15 protein-coding genes are annotated in these 22,760 nt (G+C 65.1%); 7 read left to right on the top strand and 8 right to left on the bottom strand.

Annotated elements, in window-relative coordinates; genetic code table 11:
• Positions 1-598 precede the first annotated feature (598 nt).
• Complete coding sequence (clpB, locus tag AB4Y82_RS19650; protein WP_441605329.1) at positions 599-3,181, bottom strand: ATP-dependent chaperone ClpB; 2,583 nt, start codon at positions 3,179-3,181, stop codon at positions 599-601.
• Between the two features lie 243 nt (positions 3,182-3,424).
• On the opposite strand from clpB, the gene otsB reads away from it, so the two are divergent.
• From otsB to otsA, 3 genes are read left to right on the top strand one after another with little or no spacing between them, the layout of a single operon-like run.
• Positions 3,425-4,195, top strand: coding sequence for a trehalose-phosphatase (gene otsB, locus AB4Y82_RS19655; protein WP_441605330.1), 771 nt, complete (start codon positions 3,425-3,427; stop codon positions 4,193-4,195).
• The gene (locus tag AB4Y82_RS19660; protein WP_441605331.1) at positions 4,167-5,993 is read left to right on the top strand and encodes a glycoside hydrolase family 15 protein; all 1,827 of its coding nucleotides are present in this window, start codon (positions 4,167-4,169) and stop codon (positions 5,991-5,993) included. The genes otsB and AB4Y82_RS19660 overlap by 29 nt, the downstream gene beginning before the upstream one ends.
• 2 nt (positions 5,994-5,995) lie before the next feature.
• Positions 5,996-7,381 (top strand): alpha,alpha-trehalose-phosphate synthase (UDP-forming), encoded by a 1,386-nt coding sequence (otsA, locus tag AB4Y82_RS19665; RefSeq protein WP_441605332.1) that lies wholly within the window; start codon positions 5,996-5,998, stop codon positions 7,379-7,381.
• A 184-nt stretch (positions 7,382-7,565) separates the two neighbouring features.
• Here the strand turns inward: otsA and pgeF are convergent, their stop codons facing one another.
• Together pgeF and rluD are read right to left on the bottom strand one after the other, a co-directional pair.
• Positions 7,566-8,318 (bottom strand): peptidoglycan editing factor PgeF, encoded by a 753-nt coding sequence (gene pgeF, locus AB4Y82_RS19670; RefSeq protein ID WP_441605333.1) that lies wholly within the window; start codon positions 8,316-8,318, stop codon positions 7,566-7,568.
• The gene (gene rluD / locus AB4Y82_RS19675; RefSeq protein ID WP_441605334.1) at positions 8,315-9,292 is read right to left on the bottom strand and encodes a 23S rRNA pseudouridine(1911/1915/1917) synthase RluD; all 978 of its coding nucleotides are present in this window, start codon (positions 9,290-9,292) and stop codon (positions 8,315-8,317) included. The genes pgeF and rluD overlap by 4 nt, the downstream gene beginning before the upstream one ends.
• Positions 9,293-9,361: 69 nt before the next feature.
• Between rluD and AB4Y82_RS19680 the strand changes: the two genes are divergently transcribed.
• Positions 9,362-10,201, top strand: coding sequence for an outer membrane protein assembly factor BamD (locus AB4Y82_RS19680; protein WP_441605335.1), 840 nt, complete (start codon positions 9,362-9,364; stop codon positions 10,199-10,201).
• Positions 10,202-10,484: 283 nt separating this feature from the next.
• On the opposite strand, the gene AB4Y82_RS19685 is transcribed toward AB4Y82_RS19680, so the two are convergent.
• Positions 10,485-12,116, bottom strand: a complete 1,632-nt coding sequence (locus AB4Y82_RS19685) for an NAD+ synthase (protein ID WP_441605336.1) — start codon at positions 12,114-12,116, stop codon at positions 10,485-10,487.
• An 81-nt stretch (positions 12,117-12,197) separates the two neighbouring features.
• Positions 12,198-12,815: a LysE/ArgO family amino acid transporter gene (locus tag AB4Y82_RS19690; protein WP_441605337.1), complete on the bottom strand. Its 618-nt coding sequence runs from the start codon at positions 12,813-12,815 to the stop codon at positions 12,198-12,200.
• Positions 12,816-13,010: 195 nt separating this feature from the next.
• Between AB4Y82_RS19690 and AB4Y82_RS19695 the strand changes: the two genes are divergently transcribed.
• Positions 13,011-13,910, top strand: coding sequence for a LysR family transcriptional regulator ArgP (locus AB4Y82_RS19695; protein ID WP_441605338.1), 900 nt, complete (start codon positions 13,011-13,013; stop codon positions 13,908-13,910).
• Between the two features lie 223 nt (positions 13,911-14,133).
• On the opposite strand, the gene sucD is transcribed toward AB4Y82_RS19695, so the two are convergent.
• A complete protein-coding gene (sucD, locus tag AB4Y82_RS19700) occupies positions 14,134-15,009 on the bottom strand; it encodes a succinate--CoA ligase subunit alpha (RefSeq protein WP_046972115.1) in 876 nt (291 codons plus the stop codon).
• Positions 15,010-15,022: 13 nt separating this feature from the next.
• Complete coding sequence (gene sucC / locus AB4Y82_RS19705; RefSeq protein ID WP_441605339.1) at positions 15,023-16,186, bottom strand: ADP-forming succinate--CoA ligase subunit beta; 1,164 nt, start codon at positions 16,184-16,186, stop codon at positions 15,023-15,025.
• A gap of 296 nt (positions 16,187-16,482) precedes the next feature.
• On the opposite strand from sucC, the gene AB4Y82_RS19710 reads away from it, so the two are divergent.
• Complete coding sequence (locus AB4Y82_RS19710) at positions 16,483-18,126, top strand: sensor histidine kinase (protein ID WP_441605340.1); 1,644 nt, start codon at positions 16,483-16,485, stop codon at positions 18,124-18,126.
• 149 nt (positions 18,127-18,275) lie between these two features.
• Here AB4Y82_RS19710 and AB4Y82_RS19715 read toward each other — a convergent pair whose 3' ends face one another.
• Complete coding sequence (locus AB4Y82_RS19715) at positions 18,276-19,229, bottom strand: LacI family DNA-binding transcriptional regulator (RefSeq protein WP_441605355.1); 954 nt, start codon at positions 19,227-19,229, stop codon at positions 18,276-18,278.
• A gap of 411 nt (positions 19,230-19,640) precedes the next feature.
• Here AB4Y82_RS19715 and pgmB point away from each other — a divergent pair, with 411 nt between their 5' ends.
• A complete protein-coding gene (pgmB, locus tag AB4Y82_RS19720; RefSeq protein ID WP_441611585.1) occupies positions 19,641-22,694 on the top strand; it encodes a beta-phosphoglucomutase in 3,054 nt (1,017 codons plus the stop codon).
• The last annotated feature ends 66 nt before the right edge of the window (positions 22,695-22,760 follow it).

The raw sequence follows: 22,760 nt of genomic DNA on the forward strand, positions 1-22,760 counted from the left end.
TCGCGTGGCTCTTGATGCGGCTCTTGATCTCGGGGTCCCCGTATGACGCGGCGGGCGGGTGGAGGAAAGCCCGAAGGGTGGCCGCATGGATGCGGCCAGTTTTTCGACAGGACAGGGATGTCCTGTCGAAAAACCCCGGAGCCCGCCCGCGCACCTGGAGGGCCGAAGGCCCGGAAGGCGCGTCATCCGGGGGCCCTTTCTTTTGGTTACTTTTCTTTACTCCGGGCATCCTGCCCTCCGCCCTGCGGGCCGGCTTCGCCGTTCGCACGCGCTCCTGCGCGTGCGTGGGCAAGCAAAGAAAAGTAACCCGGGCCGCGGCAGCGGCACGGAAGCCCGCGGCAGGCGAGCCAGGTCGCCGTATCGTTAGAACCAAAGACCGAGGTTCTGGATGACCAGCCTTCAGCTGTTGAAGAGCGCTTCCGGCCTGCGCCGGGATGACGAATAGAAAGGTTCCCGCGAGCACCCGCCCCTCACCCCAGCCCTCTCCCCGCAGGGGAGAGGGAGCAAAGCGGCGCGCCTTTGAAAGGCCACGCAAAACAAAACGCCCGCCCTGTTTGCACAGGACGGGCGCCACAACCATCAACATCCAAACCGCGCGTTACTGCGTGTGGAACACCAAATGCCCCTGCTCCGCCTCCACCACGATGGTGGCGCCAGCGGCAAACTTCCCTTCCAGAATCTGCCGCGCCAATGGATTCTCCAACTGCTGCTGGATCGCCCGCTTCAGCGGCCGCGCGCCATACACCGGATCGAAGCCCACGTTGCCCAGCAGATCCAGCGCCTTGTCACTGATCTCCATGCGCAGCTGACGCTCGGCCAGACGCTTCTCCAGATAAGTCAGCTGGATCAGCGCGATCTTGCGGATCTGCTTCTTCTCCAGCGGACGGAACACCACCAGCTCATCGAGTCGGTTGATGAATTCCGGACGGAAGTGCGCCTGCACCACGCCCAGCACTGCAGCCTTCATCTGCAGATAGTCCGCTTCGCTGTCGCCCGCCTGCTCCTGGATCATCTGCGAGCCGAGGTTGGAGGTCATCACGATGACGGTATTGCGGAAATCCACCGTGCGACCCTGGCCATCGGTGAGGCGACCATCGTCCAGCACCTGCAGCAGGATGTTGAACACATCCGGATGCGCCTTCTCCACCTCGTCCAGCAGGATCACGCTGTACGGACGGCGACGCACTGCCTCGGTGAGATAGCCGCCTTCTTCGTAGCCCACATAGCCCGGAGGCGCGCCGATCAGGCGGCTCACGGAGTGCTTCTCCATGAACTCGCTCATGTCGATGCGCACCATCGCATCCTGCGTGTCGAACATGAACTCGGCCAGCGCCTTGCACAGCTCGGTCTTGCCCACGCCGGTGGGACCGAGGAACAGGAACGAGCCATTGGGGCGATTGGGATCGGAAAGGCCAGCACGGGAACGGCGAATCGCATCGGACACCGCACGCACGGCTTCATCCTGGCCGACCACGCGCTTGTGCAGCGCGTCTTCCATATGCAGCAGCTTGTCGCGCTCGCCTTCGAGCATCTTGTTGACGGGGATACCCGTCCAGCGCGAGACCACTTCAGCGATTTCTTCTTCGGTGACGCGATCCTGCACGAGCTTGAAGTCCTGCTTTTCGGCGGCTTGCGCGGCGGCGAGCTGCTTCTCCAATTCCGGCAGCTTGCCGTACTGGATCTCGCTCATCTTGGCGTAGTCCTGCTGACGCTGGGCGGCGTCCAGTTCCACGCGCGCGGCTTCGATCTGTTCCTTCACCTTGGTCGCGCCCTGCAGCGCGGCCTTTTCGGACTTCCAGATCTCGTTGAGATCGGAGAACTCGCGCTCGAGCTTTTCGATGTCGCTTTCCAGATCGGCGAGGCGCTTCCTGGACGCGTCGTCGGTTTCCTTCTTGAGCATCTCGCGCTGGATCTTCAACTGGATCAGGCGACGCTCCAGGCGATCGAGCTCTTCGGGCTTGGAATCGATTTCCATGCGGATGCGCGAGGCCGCCTCGTCCATCAGGTCGATGGCCTTGTCCGGCAGCTGGCGATCGGGGATATAGCGGTTGGACAGCGTGGCCGCCGCGACGATGGCCGGGTCGGTGATCTCCACGCCGTGATGCACCGCGTAGCGCTCTTTCAGGCCGCGCAGGATGGCGATGGTGTCTTCCACGCTGGGCTCGCCCACGTAGACCTTCTGGAAACGGCGCTCCAGCGCGGCGTCTTTCTCGATGTACTTGCGGTATTCGTCCAGCGTGGTGGCGCCGATGCAATGCAGCTCGCCGCGCGCCAGCGCGGGCTTGAGCATATTGCCGGCGTCCATGGCGCCATCGGCCTTGCCGGCGCCAACCATGGTGTGCAGCTCGTCGATGAACAGAATGACGCGGCCTTCCTGCTTGGACAGATCATTGAGCACCGCCTTGAGGCGCTCCTCGAATTCGCCGCGAAATTTTGCGCCGGCGATCAGCGCGCCCATGTCCAGCGCGAGCACGCGGCGATCACGCAGGCCTTCGGGCACTTCGCCCTTGACGATGCGCTGGGCCAGGCCTTCGACGATGGCGGTCTTGCCCACGCCGGGCTCACCGATCAGTACCGGATTGTTCTTGGTGCGACGCTGCAGCACCTGGATGGTGCGGCGGATTTCCTCGTCGCGACCGATCACCGGATCGAGCTTGCCCGACTCGGCGCGCGACGTAAGATCGATGCAATATTTCTCCAGCGCCTGGCGCTGGTCTTCAGCGTTCTCGCTCTGCACCTTTTCGCCGCCGCGCAGCTTCTCGATGGCAGCCTCGACGTTCGCCTTGGTAGCGCCGGCGGCCTTTAGCGCGGCGCCCAGTTCGCCCTTGTCCTCCAACGCCGCAAGCACGAACAATTCGCTGGCGATGAACTGATCGCCACGCTGCTGCGCCAGCTTGTCGGTGAGGTTGAGCAGGCGCGTCAGCTCGTTGCCGACATGGATATTGCCCTCCTGCCCTGTGACGCGCGGCAGGCGGTCGACCATCTCGTTGATGCGCTGGCGCAGCGTAGGCACGTTGACCTGCGCCTGGGTCAGCAACGGCCCGGTGGAACCGCCCTGCTGGTCCAGCAGCGCGGCCATCACGTGGACCGGTTCAAGCATGTTGTTGTCGCGTCCGACGGCAAGCGACTGGGCGTCTGCCAAGGCCTGCTGAAAACGCGAGGTGAGTTTGTCCATCCGCATGGGTTGTCCCCTCGATCAATAGGATTTGGCAGATCAGGGCATCCCTGACTGCCACTGCCAAAACAGATGCGGATCACCCGCGCGTGATTCAAGCCACGTCAACGTCAGGTGTACGACTTTTCTTCAGCCAACGCACGCCGCACCCAGAGCTTGCCTTCACATTTGCCTTGATAGTCTGCGCTCGTGCTATCCCCCGTGCCCCACTCCGCCATGTCCGCCCAGACGCCTCTTCCGGCTCCGCCTATGCCTGGCGTGGATGACCGCTGGGCGTTGTTTCTTGACGTGGACGGCACGCTGCTGGATTTTGCCGATCATCCCGATCAGGTCTGCGTGGACTCGCGCCTGCGCGAATTGGTCGAAGATCTCTACGGCGCGCTCGATGGCGCGCTCGCCCTGGTAAGCGGTCGCGGGCTCGACGACCTCGACGACTTGTTTGGCCATCCGCCGTGGGCGATGGCGGGTTTGCATGGCCTGGAGTTGCGCGGCGCCGACGGTCGCTATCGTGGTGTGCATATCGGTGCCACCCGCCGCTCGCTGGTTCGCGATATCGCCGGCACCATCGTTGCGGAATTGCCCGGCGTCATGCTGGAAGACAAGGGCATGGCGGTGGCCCTGCATTGCCGCACCGCGCCGCAGATGTTCGAACGTTTGCGCGAGCGCGTGCAGAAAGTGCTGCCGTCGCTGGCCGGCTACGAGATGCAGCCGGGCAACCTGGTCATCGAACTGAAGCCCGAAGGCATGGACAAGGGTTCGGCCGTGGCCACGCTGATGTCGGCCTGGCCGTTCCGCGATCGCCTGCCGGTCTACGTGGGCGACGATCTCACCGACGAACATGGCTTCGCCACGGCCAATCTCCAGAACGGGTTGAGCGTACGCGTGGGTTCGCGTGAACCGAGCGTGGCCCGCTATTCGCTGCCGGAGCCTGCCGCCGCGCGGGCCTGGCTGTTCCGCGTGCTGCACGCACTCAAGCATGGAGCCCTCGCGCATGCCCATTCCTCAGGAGGAAACGCCTGACACCCAGCCTGATCCGGGAGCGAAATCGACCCTGGAGCTGGGTGTCATCGGCAACGGCAGCGTCGCCGCACTGATCGACGGGCGTGGCCGCATCGTCTGGTGCTGTCTGCCGCGCTTCGATGGCGACGCCAGTTTTTGCGCACTGTTGTCGCCTAAACGCGACGGTGGCGACTGGTCGATCGAGCTGGAAGACATCGACCGCGCCGAACAGCACTACATGCCCAATACCGCCGTACTGGTGACCCGCCTTTACGACCATCATGGTTCGGGCGTGGAGATCGTCGACTATATGCCGCGCTTTCGTGCGCGCGGCCGTTTCTATCATCCCGTGCTGATCGCGCGGCGCGTGCGGCCCATCGGCGGCTCGCCGCGGATTCGCGTGCGGCTGCGCCCGCTCTGCGGGTACGGCAGCGACGTGCCGCAGACGACCTCCGGCAGCAACCATATCCGCTTCATGCTCGATGGCGTGGTGCAGCGACTGACCAGCGATGTGTCGTCCACCATGATTGAACGCAGCCTGCCGTTCTTCCTGGAAAAGCCCGCGCATTTTGTGTTCGGACCGGACGAAACGCTGACGGAAAGTCCGGCGGACTTCATCCATCACACGCTGGAAAACACGCTTACCTATTGGCGCGAATGGGTGCGCAATCTGTCGGTGCCCTACGAATGGCAGGAGCCGATCATCCGCTCCGCCATCACCTTGAAGTTGTGCCAGTACGAAGCGACCGGCGCGATTGTCGCCGCGCTCACCACCTCCATCCCCGAGTCCGCCAATTCCGGCCGCAACTGGGACTACCGCTACTGCTGGCTCCGCGACGCAGCCTTCACCGTGCGCGCACTCAATCGTCTCGGCGCCACCCGCAGCATGGAGGAGTACATCCGCTACGTCTTCAACCTGGTCGCCGATGGCGACGGCGAGATCGGACCCGTGTTTGGCATCACCTTCGAACATGACCTGATGGAAACGCAGGTGGAAAGCCTGGCCGGCTATCGCGGCATGGGTCCGGTGCGCGTGGGCAACGACGCGTGGCGGCAGCGGCAGAACGATGTCTACGGTTCGGTGGTGCTTGCCTCGGCGCAGATCTTTTTCGATCGCCGCCTCGAACATCCCGGCGACGAACTCACCTTCCGCCGGCTCGAACGCATGGGCGAACTGGCCCTGCGCGTGGCTGAAACACCGGATGCCGGGCTATGGGAATATCGTGGCCGCGCCGCCGTGCATACCTATTCCGCCGCCATGTGCTGGGCCGCCTGCGATCGCCTGGCGCATATCGCCACCGAGCTTGGCCTCGATGACCGTGCGCGCTACTGGCATGACGAGGCAGTCGCCTTGCATGAACGCATCGAAGCGCATGCCTGGAACGAAAAGCTCGGCACCTTTGTCGATGCTTACGACGGCGAACACCTGGACGCCAGCCTGCTGTTGCTGGCCGATATCGGTTTCGTCAATGCGATGGACCCGCGCTTCATCGCCACCGTGGATGCCATCGGCCACGCGCTGGGACGCGGCGACTATCTGTTCCGCTACATCGCCCCGGACGATTTCGGCGCACCGGAAACCAGCTTCAACATCTGCACGTTCTGGTACATCGAAGCACTGGCCGCCACCGGGCGCCGGGAGCGTGCGCGCGAGATGTTCGAGCACATGCTGGCGCAGCGAAATCCCCTGGGCCTGTTGTCCGAAGACATCGCACCGGCGAACGGTGAGCACTGGGGCAATTTTCCGCAGACTTATTCGATGGTGGGCCTGATCCAGGCCGCAATGCGCCTGTCCAGGCGCTGGGAGGATGCATTGTGACGATGGCTGGAAGAAACAGCGGTCAGGGACGACTGATCGTGGTTTCAAACCGAGTGGCACTACCCGACCAGACCGCAACCGGCGGTTTGGCTTCAGCCATGCGGGCCGCGCTGCAGGAGCGCGGAGGCGTGTGGTTTGGCTGGAGCGGCAAGATCGCTCGTCAAACCGCCAGTGAGGTGCACAAGCAATCCGATGGTCCGGTGGAATACGCCACCATCGATCTGTCCCGCACCGATCACGACGATTTCTACGACGGCTTCGCCAACCGCACGCTATGGCCGCTGCTGCATTACCGACCCGACCTGGTCGACTACGACCGCAAGCACCTGGCCGGCTATCTGCGCGTCAACAACCTTTTCGCCGAGAAGCTGATCTCGCTGATCGGGCCCAACGACCTGGTCTGGATCAACGACTACCACCTGATTCCATTGGCCGCCATGCTGCGCGAACGCGGCGTGCACAATCGCATCGGTTTCTTCCTGCATACGCCGCTGCCGGCCGCCAGCCTGCTGATCGCGCTGCCGCGCCATCTGGAATTGCTTGAGACCCTGGCCTGCTATGACCTGGTCGGCCTGCATACAGCACGCGACCAGCGAGCCCTGCAGGAGTACTTCCTGTTCGAGGTGGGCGCGAGCATGCGCCGGGACGGGCGCATCCGAACCCCGGCAGGACACACCTTCCGCGCTGAAGTGTTTCCCATCGGCATCGACACCGCGCAGGTCGCCGAGTCGGCCAGCCATGCGGACGAGCATGAGGAAATCCACGATCTGAAACAGAGCCTGGAAGGGCGTGCGCTGATCATTGGCGTCGACCGCCTGGATTACTCCAAGGGCCTGCCCGAGCGCTTCCATGCCTATGCGCGCCTGCTGGAGCGCTCCCCGCAATTGCATCGCAAGGTGACCTTCCTGCAGATCGCCCCGCCCTCGCGCGGCGGCGTGCTGGAATACCGCCAGATCCGCCGCGAGCTCGAACGCATGGCCGGCCATATCAACGGCATGTATGCGGCGCCGGACTGGGTGCCGATCCGCTACGTCAACAACTCGTTTCCGCACAGCCTGCTCAGCGGCTACTACCGCACCGCGCGCGTGGGCCTGGTGACGCCGCTGCGCGATGGCATGAATCTGGTGGCCAAGGAATACGTGGCGAGCCAGGATCCGGAAGACCCCGGCGTGCTCGTGCTGTCGCGCTTTGCGGGCGCTGCGCAGGAGTTGCGTGATGCGCTGCTGGTCAATCCGGCCGATACCGAGGAACTGGCCGAAGCGCTGGGCATTGCGCTGGAGATGCCCCTGCATGAGCGGCGGGTTCGCTGGCGTCGGATGATGGATGTGCTGGAGAAGCAGGATGTGACGGCGTGGCGGAATGCGTTTTTGCGGCGGTTGGCGGATTGACGTGATCTCTCCCTTGTAGGAGCGCACTTGTGCGCGACCGCCACGCGGATGGGCTCGATAACATCAGCCCAGGCGACAACAGGGGCTTCATAATGATGCCCAGAGGTGCACTGCCATTCCGCGGTCGCGCACAAGTGCGCTCCTACAAGGGGACCGTCGCGTCCAAGGGGATCGATAGGTTCCTTCAGCCTTCGAGCCAGATCAAGCTGGCGAAGCGCCCGCTCTGCGCGCCATCGCGGCGGTACGAATAGAAACGATCGTCGGTACGGGTATCAAAGCCACCGCCGTAGACCCGATCGACGCCCGCCGCCTGCAAACGGCGACGCGCCAGCCAAGCCAGATCGCACAACCAGTGCCCAGGACGCGTCGGCTCGAAACCCTCAGCCGCACCGCCATCGAGCGCCACGAAGGCATCGCGCACTTCCACGCCCACTTCATAGCTGGCCTTGCCAATGCACGGCCCCAACCAGGCCATCACCTGGGCGGGCGGCGCCTGCAGGGAATTCAATGCAGCTTCCAGCACGCCGGCCTGCAAACCGCGCCAGCCCGCGTGGGCAGCGGCCACGGCGCGGCCGTCGGCGGTGCAGAACAGCACCGGCAGGCAGTCGGCAGTGAGGATGACCAGCGGCTCGCCCGCACGCTGGGTGACGGAGGCGTCAGCGCGCGGCTCCTGCCCATCGTCTGAGCGGTCGACATCGGCGACATCCACGCCATGCACTTGCTGCAACCAATGCGGATCGCGCTCAAGACTCAGGGCGGTACCCACGGCGGCTCGATTGGCCGCCACCGCCTCGGGCGTATCGCCGCAACGGGCGCCCAGGTTGAAGCGCCCCCAGGCGCCCTGCGAGACGCCCGGCCCCTGCCGTGTGCTGACCGCCGCCCGCACACGGGCGGGCGCCGGCCAGTCCGGCACGAGCCAGGCGCTATCCAGGGTCACCGCCAGTCGCTCGGATCGGCCTGGGCCGTATCGGCGCGCAAGGCGTCGATCAGCGCCTGCTGGTCGGCCGGGCGATCGGCGCTGAACGACATCGGTTCATGCGTCACCGGGTGCTCGAAGGCCAGCCGCTCGGCGTGCAGCGCCTGCCGGCGGAAGCCGCGCAGTGCCGCCACCAGCTCGGGCGTGGCGCCCTTGGGCAGGCGCAGGCCACCGCCGTACAGCGGGTCGCCGACCAGGGGGTGGTTGATATGCGCTAGGTGCACGCGAATCTGATGGGTGCGGCCGGTTTCCAGGCTGCACTGGATCAGGCTGTGCCCGCGGAAGCGCTCGCGCAGGCGGTAATGGGTGACGGCGTGCTTGCCGTCCTCCTCGTCACGCACGGCCTGGCGCAGGCGGTCGCCCATGTGGCGGCCAATCGGCGCGTCCACCGTGCCGCCGGCCACCAGGGTGCCCAGCACCACGGCTTCGTACTGCCGTTCCACGTCGTGGCGCGACAGCATGTCCACCAGCCCCGTATGGGCCGCCAGGGTCTTGGCGACCACCATCAGGCCCGAGGTGTCCTTGTCCAGGCGGTGGACGATGCCCCCGCGGGGCAGCTCGGCCAGCTTCGGATCGTGGTGCAGCAAGGCGTTCAGCACCGTGCCGGCACTATTTCCTGCGCCCGGATGCACCACCAGGCCAGCCGGTTTGTTCAGCACCAGCAGGTAGTCGTCCTCGTGGACGATGTCCAGGGCGATGGCCTCCGGCTCGAGCTCCACTTCGGTCTCAAGTTCCGCTTCTACCTGGACTTTTTCCCCGCCACGCAGCAATTGGCGAGGCGGCGCGACGGCGCCGTCCAGGGTCACGGCACCGGCCTTGATCCACGCCGTGAGACGCGACCGCGAGTAGTCCGGGAACATCTCGGCCACCGTCTGGTCGAACCTCCGACCCGCGGCCGACAGGGGTACCGTGGCGTCATGACGAATCATCGTCATGGTCGGCCGCCCGGCCGCCCGGCCGTTTCGGCTATCATCCCTTTTCGCTCAAACATCTGAACCCTTCTCATGCGCGTAACCAAGCTGCCGGCTTTCAAAATTTTTGTCGTGCTCGCCATCGTTTTGTCGATGAGCGCATGCTCGATGTTCCATCACAAGAGGGACACCAACGATACGCTGCCGGTAGACAAGCTTTACGACAAAGCTCACGACTCGCTGGAACACGCCGATTATTCGGCCGCCAGCAAAGCCTACCAGCGCCTGATTGCGCGCTTCCCGTCCGGTAATTACAACGAGCAGGCTCAGCTCGACCTGGCCTATGCGCAGTACAAAGACAACCAGCCGGACGACGCCTACTCCACGATCAACCGCTTCATCAAGACGTATCCGACCCACAAGCACGTAGATTATGCCTATTACTTGCGCGGTCTGATCAATTTCGATCGCACCGGCGGCGCCATGGAGCGCCTGCTGCAGAAGAACGAGGCGCAGACGCGTCGCGACCAGGGCTTCAACCTGAAGTCGTTCGACGACTTCTCGGAGCTCTCGCGCCGCTTCCCGGACAGCGCCTACACCGCCGATGCGCGCCAGCGCATGATCTACCTGCGCGACGTGCTGGCGCAGTTCGAGATCAACGTGGCCGAGTACTACCTGCGCAACAAGGCCTACGTGGCCTCCGCCGACCGCGCCCAGTATGTGATCGAGCATTACCAGCAGGCCCCGCAGACAGGCGATGCGCTGGCCATCCTCACCCGCAGCTACCTGGGCATGGAACAGAAAAACCTGGCCGACCAGACCCGCCAGGTGCTGGCCCTGAACTACCCGGATCACCCGTACCTGAAGGATCCGAAGTGGCCGCACTCGCCGTCGCTGCTGCGCAAGGCGGTGCCGTTCTCGGGGCATCATTGATTCGAGAGCGGGATTGCCGGTCGCTTTGCGACCTGTGAAGAGTTAAGCCGGTCGCTTTGCGACCTGGGAATGGAAAAAGCCGGTGGCCATGGCCGCCGGCTTTTTTTGTGTCTTACGTCGGGTAGCGCCCCACCCACTGTGGGAGCGCACCCTGTGCGCGACCGCGGCGCTGAATCCCGCCGCGGTTTCTGGTTGTCGCGACGCCATCCGGCGACACCGAGGTACATCTCATCTCCGCGGTCGCGCACAGGGTGCGCTCCCACAGAGGACGTACACGCTCTCGCTATTTCCAGCCCGACGTAATCGGATACCGCCGCTCGCGCCCAAACGCACGCGTCGTCACGCGCGGCCCCGGCGCCGACTGCCGCCGCTTGAACTCATTGAGCAACACCAGCCGCACCACACGCCGCACGGTATCGGCATGGAAGCCCTGCGAGGCGATTTCCGCCTGCGACTGCTCCGCTTCGATGAAGCGCGCAAGAATCGCGTCGAGTTCGTCGTACGGGGGCAGCGAATCCTGGTCGGTCTGGTTGTCGCGCAGTTCGGCCGAGGGCGGGCGATCGATTACCGCCGAGGGAATCGCTTCGGGCTCGCCCATGCGCGCTGCATGCTCATTGCGCCAGCGCGAGAGGCGGTAGACGACGGTCTTGTAGACGTCCTTCAGCGGCGCATAAGCACCGCACATATCGCCGTACAGCGTGGCGTAGCCCACCGCCATCTCGCTCTTGTTGCCGGTCGCCAGCAAGAGGCGGCCGTGCTTGTTGGAGAGCGCCATGAGGGTGACGCCGCGCGTGCGCGACTGCAGGTTTTCCTCGGTGGTATCCGCGGCCTTGCCCGCGAATGCCGGCGTGAGCGCCCCCAGAAACGCATCGACCATCGGCTCGATATTGATGATGTGGTAATCGACGCCCGCCTGCACGGCCTGCGCCCGTGCACCATCGAGCGACAGCTGCGAGGTGTAGCGCGTGGGCATCATCACCGCGGTGACGCGGTTGGCGCCAAGCGCATCGACGGCCAACGCCAAAGTCAGGGCGGAATCGATGCCGCCGGAAAGGCCTAGCAGCACGCCCGGAAAACCATTCTTCTCGATGTAGTCGCGAATGCCGCGCACCAGTGCCGCGTAGAGCGTGGCTTCGATCGACGCATCGGCCGCGGTGGGCCAGTTCTCAGCGCGCAGGGTGCGCGTTTCGCCGTCGAATTCGGCCCATAGCATCACGTCCACGAAATTCGGGGCGCGCGCGGCGATGCTGCCGTCCGCGTTCACCAGCAGGGAGCCGCCGTCGTAGACCACTTCGTCCTGGCCACCGACCAGGTTCACATAGGCGATGGCGCAGCCGGTTTCCAGCGCACGCTGGGTGAGTACGGCCTCGCGCGATGACTGCTTGGCGTCGTCCCAGGGCGAGGCATTGATCACCACGATCAGCTCGGCACCCGCCGCCGCAGCCTTGGCCGCCGGCTCGGGTTGCCAGATGTCTTCGCAGATCAGCATGCCGACGCGCACGCCCTCGATCATCGCCACGGCGCTGTCATGGCCAGGGCGGAAATAGCGCTTGTCGTCGAACACGCCGTAGTTCGGCAAGGCCTGCTTGTGCGTGGTCAGCTCGATGCTGCCGCCGCGCAGCAGGCTGGCCGCGTTGTACACCTCGCCCTCGCTGTGCGGATGACCGACCAGCGCAGCCACGCCATTGGTGCCGCCGGCAAGCGCATTGAGCTCGCACTGGCAGGCCGCCAGAAAGCTAGGGCGCAGCAACAGGTCTTCCGGCGGATAACCGCTCAGGGTCAACTCGGGGAACGCCACCAGCGCCGCGCCGCCATCGCGCGCCTGCGCCAGCAGGTCTCCCACTTTGGCCGCATTGGCCGCAACCGCGCCTACGGGAAAATCGAACTGGGCCAGCGCGAAGCGTAAGGAGGGCATGCCGGGGAATCCATACTCTTGGGGCCTGAAATTGTACCCGAGGCCCGCCTTGACCCACCGCCGGGCGGTACCGCCTGCGAGTCAAGCCACGGGCTGTCGCAGCAGAACGACGGCCAGCGTCAGCATGAATACGGCGATCGCCACATCGAAGACGCGCCAGGCCAGCGGGCTGCGGAACACCGGCAGCAGCAGGCGCGCGCCGTAGCCCAGCGCGAGGAACCAGATCACGCTGGCCGTCGCTGCGCCGCCAGCAAAGAGCCATCGCGCGCCATCGTCGTAATGGGTGGAAAGACTGCCGAGCAGCACCACCGTATCCAGGTAGACGTGCGGATTGAGCAAGGTGAACGCCAGGCAGGCCAGCACCACGCGGCCCCGGCTCTGCGCGCCATCACCGGCTGGCTGCAGTCCGCTTTCGCCCTGCCATGCGCGCCGCAACGCCATGGCGCCATAACCCGCCAGGAACGCCGCGCCGGCAAAGCGCAGCCACTGCAACAAGCTGGGATGTTGCTGCACGATCAGGCCCATGCCCGCCACGCCCAGCAGGATCAGGCCGACGTCGGCAAGGATGCATACGCTCACCACGGCGCCCACGTAGTGCCGCTGCAGGCCTTGCCGCAGGACGAAGGCGTTTTGCGCACCAATGGCGATGATCAGCCCCGCGCCTGTGGCGAGGCCGGCCAGGTAGGCCGTGGAAATCATGGGGATACTCCGAAAAGACGGCTACTTTGGCGTAGACGTCTTGGACAGTAAAACTAAATATTCTTAACTTACTTTAATCGCCCTAATGCCACTGTGGGAGCGCGCCCTGTGCGCGACGGCCATGCCTCGAGGCTTATTGCGGGCCTGTCGCGCACAGGGTGCGCTCCCACAACAGATATCCAGCGTGGTGCCCGCATGAGCCTGCTCAATCCCCAACTCGCCGCCTTCGCCGCCGTCCTCGAAGAAGGCAGTTTCGACGGCGCCGCGCAGCGCCTGTCGCTCACGCCCTCGGCCATTTCCCAACGCATCAAGGCGCTGGAGGATCGGCTGGGCCAGGTGCTTATCCTGCGGCACACGCCCAGCGAAGCGACCGAGGCCGGCCAACGCCTGCTGCGCAGCGTGCAGCAGATGCGCATGCTGGAAGCGGAGACCTTGAACGAATTCCGGGTCGGCCCGGACAGCGCCGGCCCGACCACGGTCGCCATCGGCGTCAATGCGGACTCGCTGGCGACCTGGTTTCTCGCCGCGCTGGCGCAGCTGCACGATCGCCACCAGCTGCTGTTCGACGTGCGCGTGGAGGATCAGGACCATTCCACCAATCTGTTGCGCGACGGCTCCGTGCTGGGCGCCATCACGGCCGAGCCGCAAGCCGTGCAGGGCTGCAGCGTGAAGAAGCTCGGCGTGATGCGCTATCTGCCGGTCGCTTCGCCGGCATTCGTGAAGCGTCACTTCGCCAGCGGGGTCAACGCAGCATCTCTCGGCCATGCGCCGATGCTGGTGTTCAACCGCAAGGATGCCTTGCAGTGGCGTTATATCCACAGCGTCACCCGCGCGCGCATGGTGCCGCCGATGCATTACGTGCCCTCGTCCACAGCTTTCGTGGAAGGCGCCGAGCTGGGGCTTGGCTGGGCGATGGCGCCGGAGTCGATGCTGGCCAAGCATTTTGCGGCCGGCACGCTCAAGCCAATAGCGCCCAATCAATGGCTCGACGTACCGTTGTACTGGCAGTGCTGGTCGATTCGTTCGGCGACGCTGGCGACGGTGACGGAGGCGTTGTTGCGCGCTGCGCAAGATGGACTGCGTCAGCGGAGGTAATCCCGCGGTCCGATTTTTGTGGGAGCGCACCCTGTGCGCGACTGCGGTGCATCGCAATCAGAGCACGGCCTGCGCAGGCCGGAAGCCGCGCGATGTAGGCAGCGCTGTCGCGCACAGGGTGCGCTCCCACAGATGCGGTGTCACACGAGGTGGTGCAGGACGCTATCCAAAGAAAAAGGGCCGCATCGCTGCGGCCCTTCTTCGCTCGATCGGAAAGACTCGATTACTTCTTCATCAAACCCGCAAGGGTCTTGCCCAGATCGGCCGGCGACTTCACCGTGGTGACGCCAGCCTTCTCCAGCGCGGCGAACTTCGCCGCTGCGGTGCCCTTGCCGCCCGAGATGATGGCGCCGGCATGGCCCATGCGCTTGCCCGGAGGAGCCGAGGCGCCGGCGATGAACGAGACGACCGGCTTGGTGACGTACTCGCCGATGAATTCGGCGGCGTCTTCTTCAGCGCTGCCGCCGATTTCGCCGACCATGATGATGCCTTCGGTCTGCGGATCGTCCTGGAACAGCTTGAGGCAGTCGATGAAGCTCAGGCCGTTGATCGGGTCGCCGCCGATGCCGATCACGGTGGACTGGCCCAGGCCTTCGTTGGTGGTCTGGAACACCGATTCGTACGTCAGCGTGCCGGAGCGCGAGACGATGCCGACCTTGCCCGGCATGTGGATGTGACCCGGCATGATGCCGATCTTGCACTCGCCCGGGGTGATGATGCCGGGACAGTTCGGCCCGATCAGCACGATTTCCGGATGCTGGGCCAGCACGTTCTTCACGCGCAGCATGTCCAGCACCGGGATGCCCTCGGTGATCGCCACGATGACCTTGATGCCGGCATCGATGGCTTCGAGGATCGAGTCGGCCGCGAACGGCGGCGGCACGAAGATGACGGACGCATCGGCGCCGGTTTCATCGACCGCTTCGGAGACCGAGTTGAAGACCGGCAGGCCGATGTGCTCGCTGCCGCCCTTGCCCGGGGTCACGCCGCCGACAACCTTGGTGCCGTAGTCCAGCGCCTGCTGCGCGTGGAAGGTGCCCTGCTGGCCGGTAAAGCCCTGTACCAGGACCTTGGTGTTCTTATTGACGAGAACGCTCATGGATCTTTGCTCCTCAGGCCTTGGCCGCAGCCACGGCTTTCTGCGCCGCATCGTTGAGATCGTTGGCCGGCGTGATCGCCAGGCCGGAGTTGGCGAGCAGTTCGCGGCCCAGCTCCACGTTGGTGCCCTGCAGGCGCACCACCACGGGGATCTTCAGACCCACTTCCTTCACGGCCGCGATGATGCCTTCGGCGATCAGGTCGCAACGCACGATGCCGCCGAAGATGTTGACCAGGATGGCCTTCACCTTGTCGGAGGAAAGAATCAGCTTGAACGCCTCGGTGACGCGTTCCTTGGTGGCGCCGCCGCCGACGTCAAGGAAGTTGGCCGGCTCACCGCCTGCCAGCTGGATCACGTCCATCGTGGCCATGGCCAGACCGGCGCCGTTGACCATGCAGCCGATGGTGCCGTCCATGGTGACGTAGTTGAGGTTGTGCACGACGGCAGCAGCCTCGGCAGCGTCTTCCTGGGTCAGGTCGCGCATGGCGGCCAGGTCGGGATGACGGAACTCGGCGTTGTCGTCGGAGTTGACCTTGCCGTCGAGGGCGGCGAGGTTGCCGTCTTCGAGGATGGCGAGCGGGTTCAGCTCGACCAGGGCCAGGTCCTTCTCGTTGAACAGCTTGTACAGGCCCAGCATGATCTTGGTCAGCTGGCCGACCTGCTTCGCGTTGAGGTCCATGGCGAAGCCGAGCTGGCGGCACTGGTAGGGCTGCAGGCCTTCGACGAAGTCCACCACGATGGTGTGGATGTCTTCGGGCGTGTCCTTGGCGACCTGCTCGATGTCCACGCCACCGTGCTTGGAGGCGATGAACGAGACCGACTTGCTGTCACGGTCGGTCAGGATCGACAGGTACAGTTCCTTGGCGATGTTGGTCGCGTCGGTGACCAGCACCAGGTTCACCGGCAGCGCACGGCCGGCCGACTGGTAGGTTTCCATGTTGGTGCCCAGCATGCCCTTGGCAGCTGCGCGCACGTCGTCGAGGCTCTTGCAGAACTTGACGCCGCCGGCCTTGCCGCGGCCGCCTGCGTGGATCTGTGCCTTGACCATCCACTGCGAACCACCAAGGTGCTTGGCGGCGTCGACAGCGGCATCGGGAGAGTTGGCGACCTTGCCCGGGGGCACGGCAATGCCGTACTTCGCGAACAATTCTTTGGCCTGGTACTCGTGGAAATTCATGGATACCTCGAGAGTACGGGGAAACATGGCGGCCGGACGGACTGTGGGTGATCCGTACGGTCAGGGGAACGACGGCGGTACAAGCGCTGCCGGGATGCAGTGCGCCGCCGTCAGGCCTGTCGACATGACGAAAACCGCGCAATACGGCCCGGTATTTTCGCAGCAGCGGCCACCAATGGAAAGGGGCCGGGCGGCCCGGGGGCTATCGGACCCTGCTTGAGCGGGGCCGCCCGCAAGTCTCCAAAGCCCCGTCTATACTGGTCCGGACCGCCTTTGGGCCGACTGAGAGAGACCCGGTGTCGAGCACCATCCAGCCTGCCTACCCCGCCGCGCGCACCGCCCCCGAGGCGGCGCGCCACGAGTTGTTGTTCCTCAATTGCTTCCGCCTGGCCCAGGCCCTGGTCTACGTGGGCCTGGCCCTGAGCCCGAGCACGCTGGGCTGGCCCAAGCTGGCGGATGTCGGCCTGGCCCGCGGCGTGGCGGTGCTGTTCCTGCTGTTCGCGCTGGGCATGCTCTCGCTGACCCGCCGCTCCACGCCCTGGTTGCGCTGGACGGTGTCCGGCGCCCTGGTGGTGGACATCATCGCGGCGGTGCTGGCCATCATCACCATGCACGACGCCCGCATCGGCATCGCCATGATGCTGGCAGTAAACCTGGCCGCCGGCGCGCTGATCCTGCCATTGCGGCTTTCGTGTTTTTTTGCGGCGCTGGCCACCCTGGGCGTGATCGGCCATTCGGTGCTCGAAGCCCAGGGCCAGGGCGGCATGGACCGCGAACTGCTCGAATCGAGCCTGTTCGGCCTGGCCTACTTCGCCATCACCATGCTGTGCTACGTGCTGAGCCGGCAGATCCGCGCCAGTGAGGCACTGGCCGAACAGCGCGGCGTGGACCTGGCCAACCTGGCCCAGGTCAACGAGCTGATCATCCGTCGCATGAAGACGGGCGTGCTGCTGGTGGACGATGCCAACCGCATCCACCAGATGAACGAGTCCGCCTGGATGCTGCTGGGCAATCCCGCCGCCGACCAGCGCGACCTGGGCCGCGTGGCGCCGGAACTCTCGCGCCGCCTGTACCACTGGATGACCTCGGGCAAGCTGGACGAGTCCGCCACCCAGCTGGCCGACGGCGTGCCCGAAGTGGTGCCGCGCTTCAGCCGACTGGCGCCGAACGACGATTCGCACGTGCTGATCTTCCTGGACGACACCTCGCTGGTGTCGCGTCGCGCCGAGGAGCTCACGCTCAGTTCGCTGGGTCGGTTGTCGGCTTCGATCGCCCACGAAATCCGCAACCCGCTGGCGGCGATCCGCTATTCCGCGCAGCTGCTGGCCGAGTCCGAAGACCTGCCGCCCACCGACCAGCGCATGGTGGAGATCATCAACAACCACTGCGTGCGCCTGAACGAGATCATCGAGAACATCCTGCAGTTGTCGCGGCGCGAACGCTCACGCCCGGAAACGCTGGACCTGGGCACCTGGGCCAACCAGTTCGTGGACGAATACCGCCAGGGCAACGACCTTGGCGAGGATTCGCTGCGCGTGATCCAGGCCAGCACGCCGGTGGCGGCCGTGGCCGATCCGCAGCAGTTGCAGCAGGTGGTGTGGAATCTCGTGCAGAACGCGCTGCGTTATGGACGCATGCCAGGCGAACCGGCGCGCGTGATGGTGGTGGCACGTCATGGCGAACATGGCGTGCCGATACTCGAAGTGATCGATCGCGGTCCGGGCATTGCGCCCAAGGTCGCCGCGCAGATTTTCGAGCCGTTTTATACGACGCACGAATATGGGACTGGCCTGGGTCTTTATCTCGCGCGCCAGATGAGTGAGGCGAATCAGGCCTCGCTGGAATATGTGCGTGTGGCGGGCGGCGGTAGTTGCTTCCGGCTGGTGTTGACGCCGGCGCGTGTGGGCAAGGCGACTGGGGACACAGCAGCGGCCGGCTGAGTCTGCAACATTTGGCCGAACCTCGGCCCAGCTCTCTGTAGGAGCGCACTTGTGCGCGACCATCCCGCGATGAGGCATCGACGAAGCGCTGCGGTCGCGCACAAGTGCGCTCCTACAAAAAAAAGAGAACGGAGAACCGAGGCGTGCGATCACGTCTCGCGGACGATCAACTCCACCGGCAACGTTTCCGATTGCTCCGGCTCGTCGCCGATCAGCGCCAGCACCTTGCGCGCCAGCAGGGTGCCGCCTTCCTGCCAGTCCTGTCGCACCGAACTCAGCGGCGGCAGGAAGCTCGCGGCCAGCGGCATATCGTCGTAACCCACCACGGAAACATCGCCGGGCACGGTGCGGCCAAGCGTGTTGAGCGCGCGGATCGCACCCATGGCCAACAGGTCGCTGCAGGCAAAAACCGCATCAAAGGGCACCCCGCGATCCATCAGCGAATGCATGGCGTCGCCGCCCGAGGCCAGGGTGAATTCGTCGCGGCGTATCAGCAGCGGCTTGATGCCGTGCGCGGCCAGCGCATCCACGAAACCGTTGAGTCGCTCGAAGATCTCGGGGTGATTGGGGTTGCCCACGAACACCGGATTGCGGCGACCCAGACGAATGAAGTGTTCCGCCACCACGCGGCCGCCCTGGCGGTTGTCGCTGCCCACCACGACGTGTTCGTCGCCCGGGGCGCCCCACACCACCATCGGCAGGCCCAGCTTGTCGAAGCGGCGCACCGCGTCCTGGCGTGAGCCCTGGCCGAGCAGGATGAGGCCATCGGCCGCCTGCACCGCGGCAGCCGTCGCACCCTGGCGGGTGGTCAGCAGCACGCTGTAGCCGTGCTCGGTCAGTTCCTGGGAGATGCCGCCGAGCAGGATCAGCGGATACGGATCGAGCATGGTGCGGTCGTGGGAAGGTTTCATTTCCACGATTACCGCAACCGTATGGCTGCGGCGCAGGCGCAGGTTGCGCGCGCTCACATTGAGCTTGTAGCCGAGCTCGTGCGCGAGCGCCTGCAGGCGCTCGCGGGTCTCGCGCTGCACCAGCGGGCTGTCGCTGAGCGCCCGCGAGATGGTGATCTTGGATACCCCGGCCACCTTCGCCAGATCCGCCATGGTCAGACTGGCGGAAGGCGTGGCGCCCTGGCGATTCTTTTGCTGACGACTCAAGACCTGGCCCCAATGTCTTGTGAGCGATCGCACGGCATCCGCACGACGGCCAACCTTGGCAAACCCCGACAGTGTCGTGGTTTGCACTGCCAACGTCCAACACCGTATGGAAACATCGCTCCCCTACCTCTTGCCCAGCCGGCACGCGCTCTTTCGGTGGCGCAAGACCTTGCGCTCGCAACACACCATCCATGAGATCGATTTCAGGCGCAACGATGTTGTGCCGCAGCAAATGTTATCGATATCTTGATATCGATAACATTTGCTGCGAAGCTCCGCCCGCACACCAAAAAGCCAGGCTGGTCCACGCCTCTAGTGGTCCCGCCAAAAAGCAGAAAATAAGAGCGGAGAGAGACGTTGGATCAACCAGAAACGGCGCAGGTCTTGCCGCCCTTTGGCCGTGCTTTGCGCGACGCCTGGGTGGTCACCCGTGAGAACGCCGATCCTGCCGGTTTCGCGCAGGATGAAAGCCTGTTCGCCCTTTCCAACGGCGCCCTGGGCGTGCGCGGCGGACTGGAGGAAGGCGACAGCCCGAGTCAGGCCTGTTTCCTGGCTGGCGCCTGGGAACGCACGCCGATCGAGTATCACGAGCGTTTTCCCGGTTTCGCCGCCCATACCGACACCCGCATTCCGGTCGCCGACGGCACGCGCATCCATCTGCGCCTTGGAGACACGCCGGTACGCCTTGGCGACGGCGAGTGGCTGCACTTCGAGCGAGCCCTGGACTTGCGCAGCGGCAGTTATCGCCGGCAGTTGCGCTGGCGCTCGCCCGACGGCGCGACCTTGCTGATCGATGCCGAACGCATCGTCAGTTTCGATAGCGCCGCCCTGCTGGCGATCCGTTATCGCGTGCAGTCGATCGACTACTCCGGGCCGATCACGCTGGAGTCCTGCATCAGCACGGCACGCCACGCCACCGAGCAAGGCGACGACCCGCGCATCGGCACGCGCGTGGACGGCGGCCTGGCCAGTATCGACGCGGCAGCGGGCGACCTGCTCGCCCACGTGCTTCAGCGCACCGCCCACAGCAACATCCGCGTGGCGTGCATGCAGCAGCACGCGATCATCGATGACAGCCTGGGCTTTCGCCTCGCCAATCTCGCGCAGCATGGCGTGATGCAGGTGTTCGAAGGCGAGCTGGCGCCGGGTCAATCGGTGTCGTTCGAAAAATATGTCGCTTACGCCTGGACGCAGCCCGAGGGCGACGACACCGACGCCCAACTGCTAGCGCTCACCACCAGCGCACTCTCGCAAGCGAGCACGCAAGGTTACGACGCCCTGCTTGCGCGCCAGACCCAGGCACTCGCACAGCTGTGGCATAACGCCGATCTGGCCATCGATGGCGATCCGGCCACCGAACAGGCGCTGCGCTTCAACCTGTTCCACGTGTTCCAGTCCAGCAGTCGCGATGGCCAGGGCACCACCGCGGCCAAGGGCCTCACCGGCGAAGGCTACGAAGGCCACTACTTCTGGGATGCCGAGGCCTTCATGCTGCCGGCGATGGTCGCGCTTGCACCCGATGTGGCGCGCAGCATGCTGATGTACCGCCACGGCACGCTGGAGCGCGCCCGCGCCCATGCACGCGAACTCAACCACGCCCGCGGCGCGCTGTATGCGTGGCGCACCATCAGCGGCGACGAGTGCTCCGCGTATTTTCCCAGCGGCTCGGCGCAGTACCACATCAACGCCGCCGTGGCCTGGGCGATCCGCCACTATGTGGATGCCACCGGCGACGACGCCTTTCTGCGCGACGTTGGCGCCGAGATGCTGTTCGAAACGGCGCGCATATGGCTGGATATCGGCCACTTCAATCCGCGTCGCGGCGGGGCGTTCTGCATCCATGGCGTGACCGGTCCCGACGAATACACCGCGCTGGTCGACAACAACCATTACACCAACCGCATGGCGCAACGACATCTGCGCGACGCGGCTGCGGTGGCGCATTGGCTGGCCGGCTCGGCGCCGGATACCTACGCGGAACTGGCCCGCCGCATCGGCCTGGAATCGTTCGAGATCATGCAGTGGCAGCGTGCCGCGGAGCTGATGTATCTGGCCGAAGATGCGCAGCTCGGCATCTTTCCGCAGGACGACACCTTCCTCGACAAGCCGCGCATGCCGGCGCACGCGGACGGCGAAGGCAAGCGTCCGCTATTGCTGGAACTGCATCCGCTCACCATCTATCGCCACCAGGTCGCCAAGCAGGCCGATGCGCTGCTCGCGCTGATGCTCGCCGGCGATGAGGTCAGCCTCGCCGCCAAGCGACGCAACTTCGACTATTACGAAGGCGTCACCGTGCACGACTCGACCTTGTCCGCCTCCACCTTCGGCGTGATGGGCGCGGAAGTGGGCGAAACCGAAAAGGCCTGGCGCTACTTCCAGGACAGCTTGCGCGTGGATCTGGACGATCTGCACGGCAATGCCGCGCACGGACTGCACATGGCCGCGATGGCCGGCAGCTGGTTGTCGCTGGCCTGGGGATACGGCGGCATGCGCGTGGTGAACGGCGAACTGCGCCTGCGCCCGCAACTGCCCGACGCCTGGCACCGCTATCGCTTTGGCGTCGCCTGGCAGCAGGGTCATCTTCGCGTGGAAGTGGATCGCACCGGCGTGCGTTACACCGTCACGCGCGGCGACAGCGTGCGCTTCAGCCATGCCGGTGAGCCAGTGCGCCTGCGCCATGGCGAATCGATCTCGATGCCGCATCGCGCACTCGAGCAAGCGCCGCTGCAGGCCGTGATCTTCGACCTTGACGGCGTGATCGCCGATACCGCCGTGGTGCATCGCGCTGCATGGGAACAATTGGCGCACGACATCGGCGCGCCGTTCGACGAACACATCGCCGAACGCATGAAAGGCGTGGACCGCCGCGGTTCGCTCGAGATTTTGCTGGAGCGCGCGCCGCACGCCTATTCCGAGCGCGAGAAACGCGTACTGGAAGACCGCAAGAACGACTACTACGTCGCACAGATCGACTGCTTCGGCCCGGGACAATTGCTGAGCGGCGCACGTCATGCCGTGGAAAGCGTACGCGCGGCAGGCCTGCGCACCGCACTGGCATCGGCCAGCCGCAATGCCCCGCTGCTGCTGGAGCGGCTGGGCATCGCCGAACTGTTCGACTATGTGGTCGATGCGTCGCGCATCACGCACTCCAAGCCGCATCCGGAAATCTTTCTGACGGCGGCATCGGGTCTTGGCGTCGCAGCGCAAGCCTGCCTCGGCGTGGAGGATGCCGCTGCCGGCGTCGACAGCATCCTGGCCGCCGGCATGCGTGCCGTGGGTGTCGGCGATGCCACCGTGCTTGCGCGTGCCGAGGACATTTTGGCGGGTATCGATGCGTTCGATATCCAGCGCTATCTCAACCGACCACCGACCGTTCCGGGAACGGCGGCGGAGGCCGTGTCGAACCACTGATCAGGACCCTTCTGACAGCGTGCAGTACCACTCCTAAGAAACACTACAACTGCTTTTCTTTGATGG

Source organism: Dyella sp. 2YAF14 (genome assembly GCF_052114725.1).
Taxonomy (GTDB): domain Bacteria; phylum Pseudomonadota; class Gammaproteobacteria; order Xanthomonadales; family Rhodanobacteraceae; genus Dyella.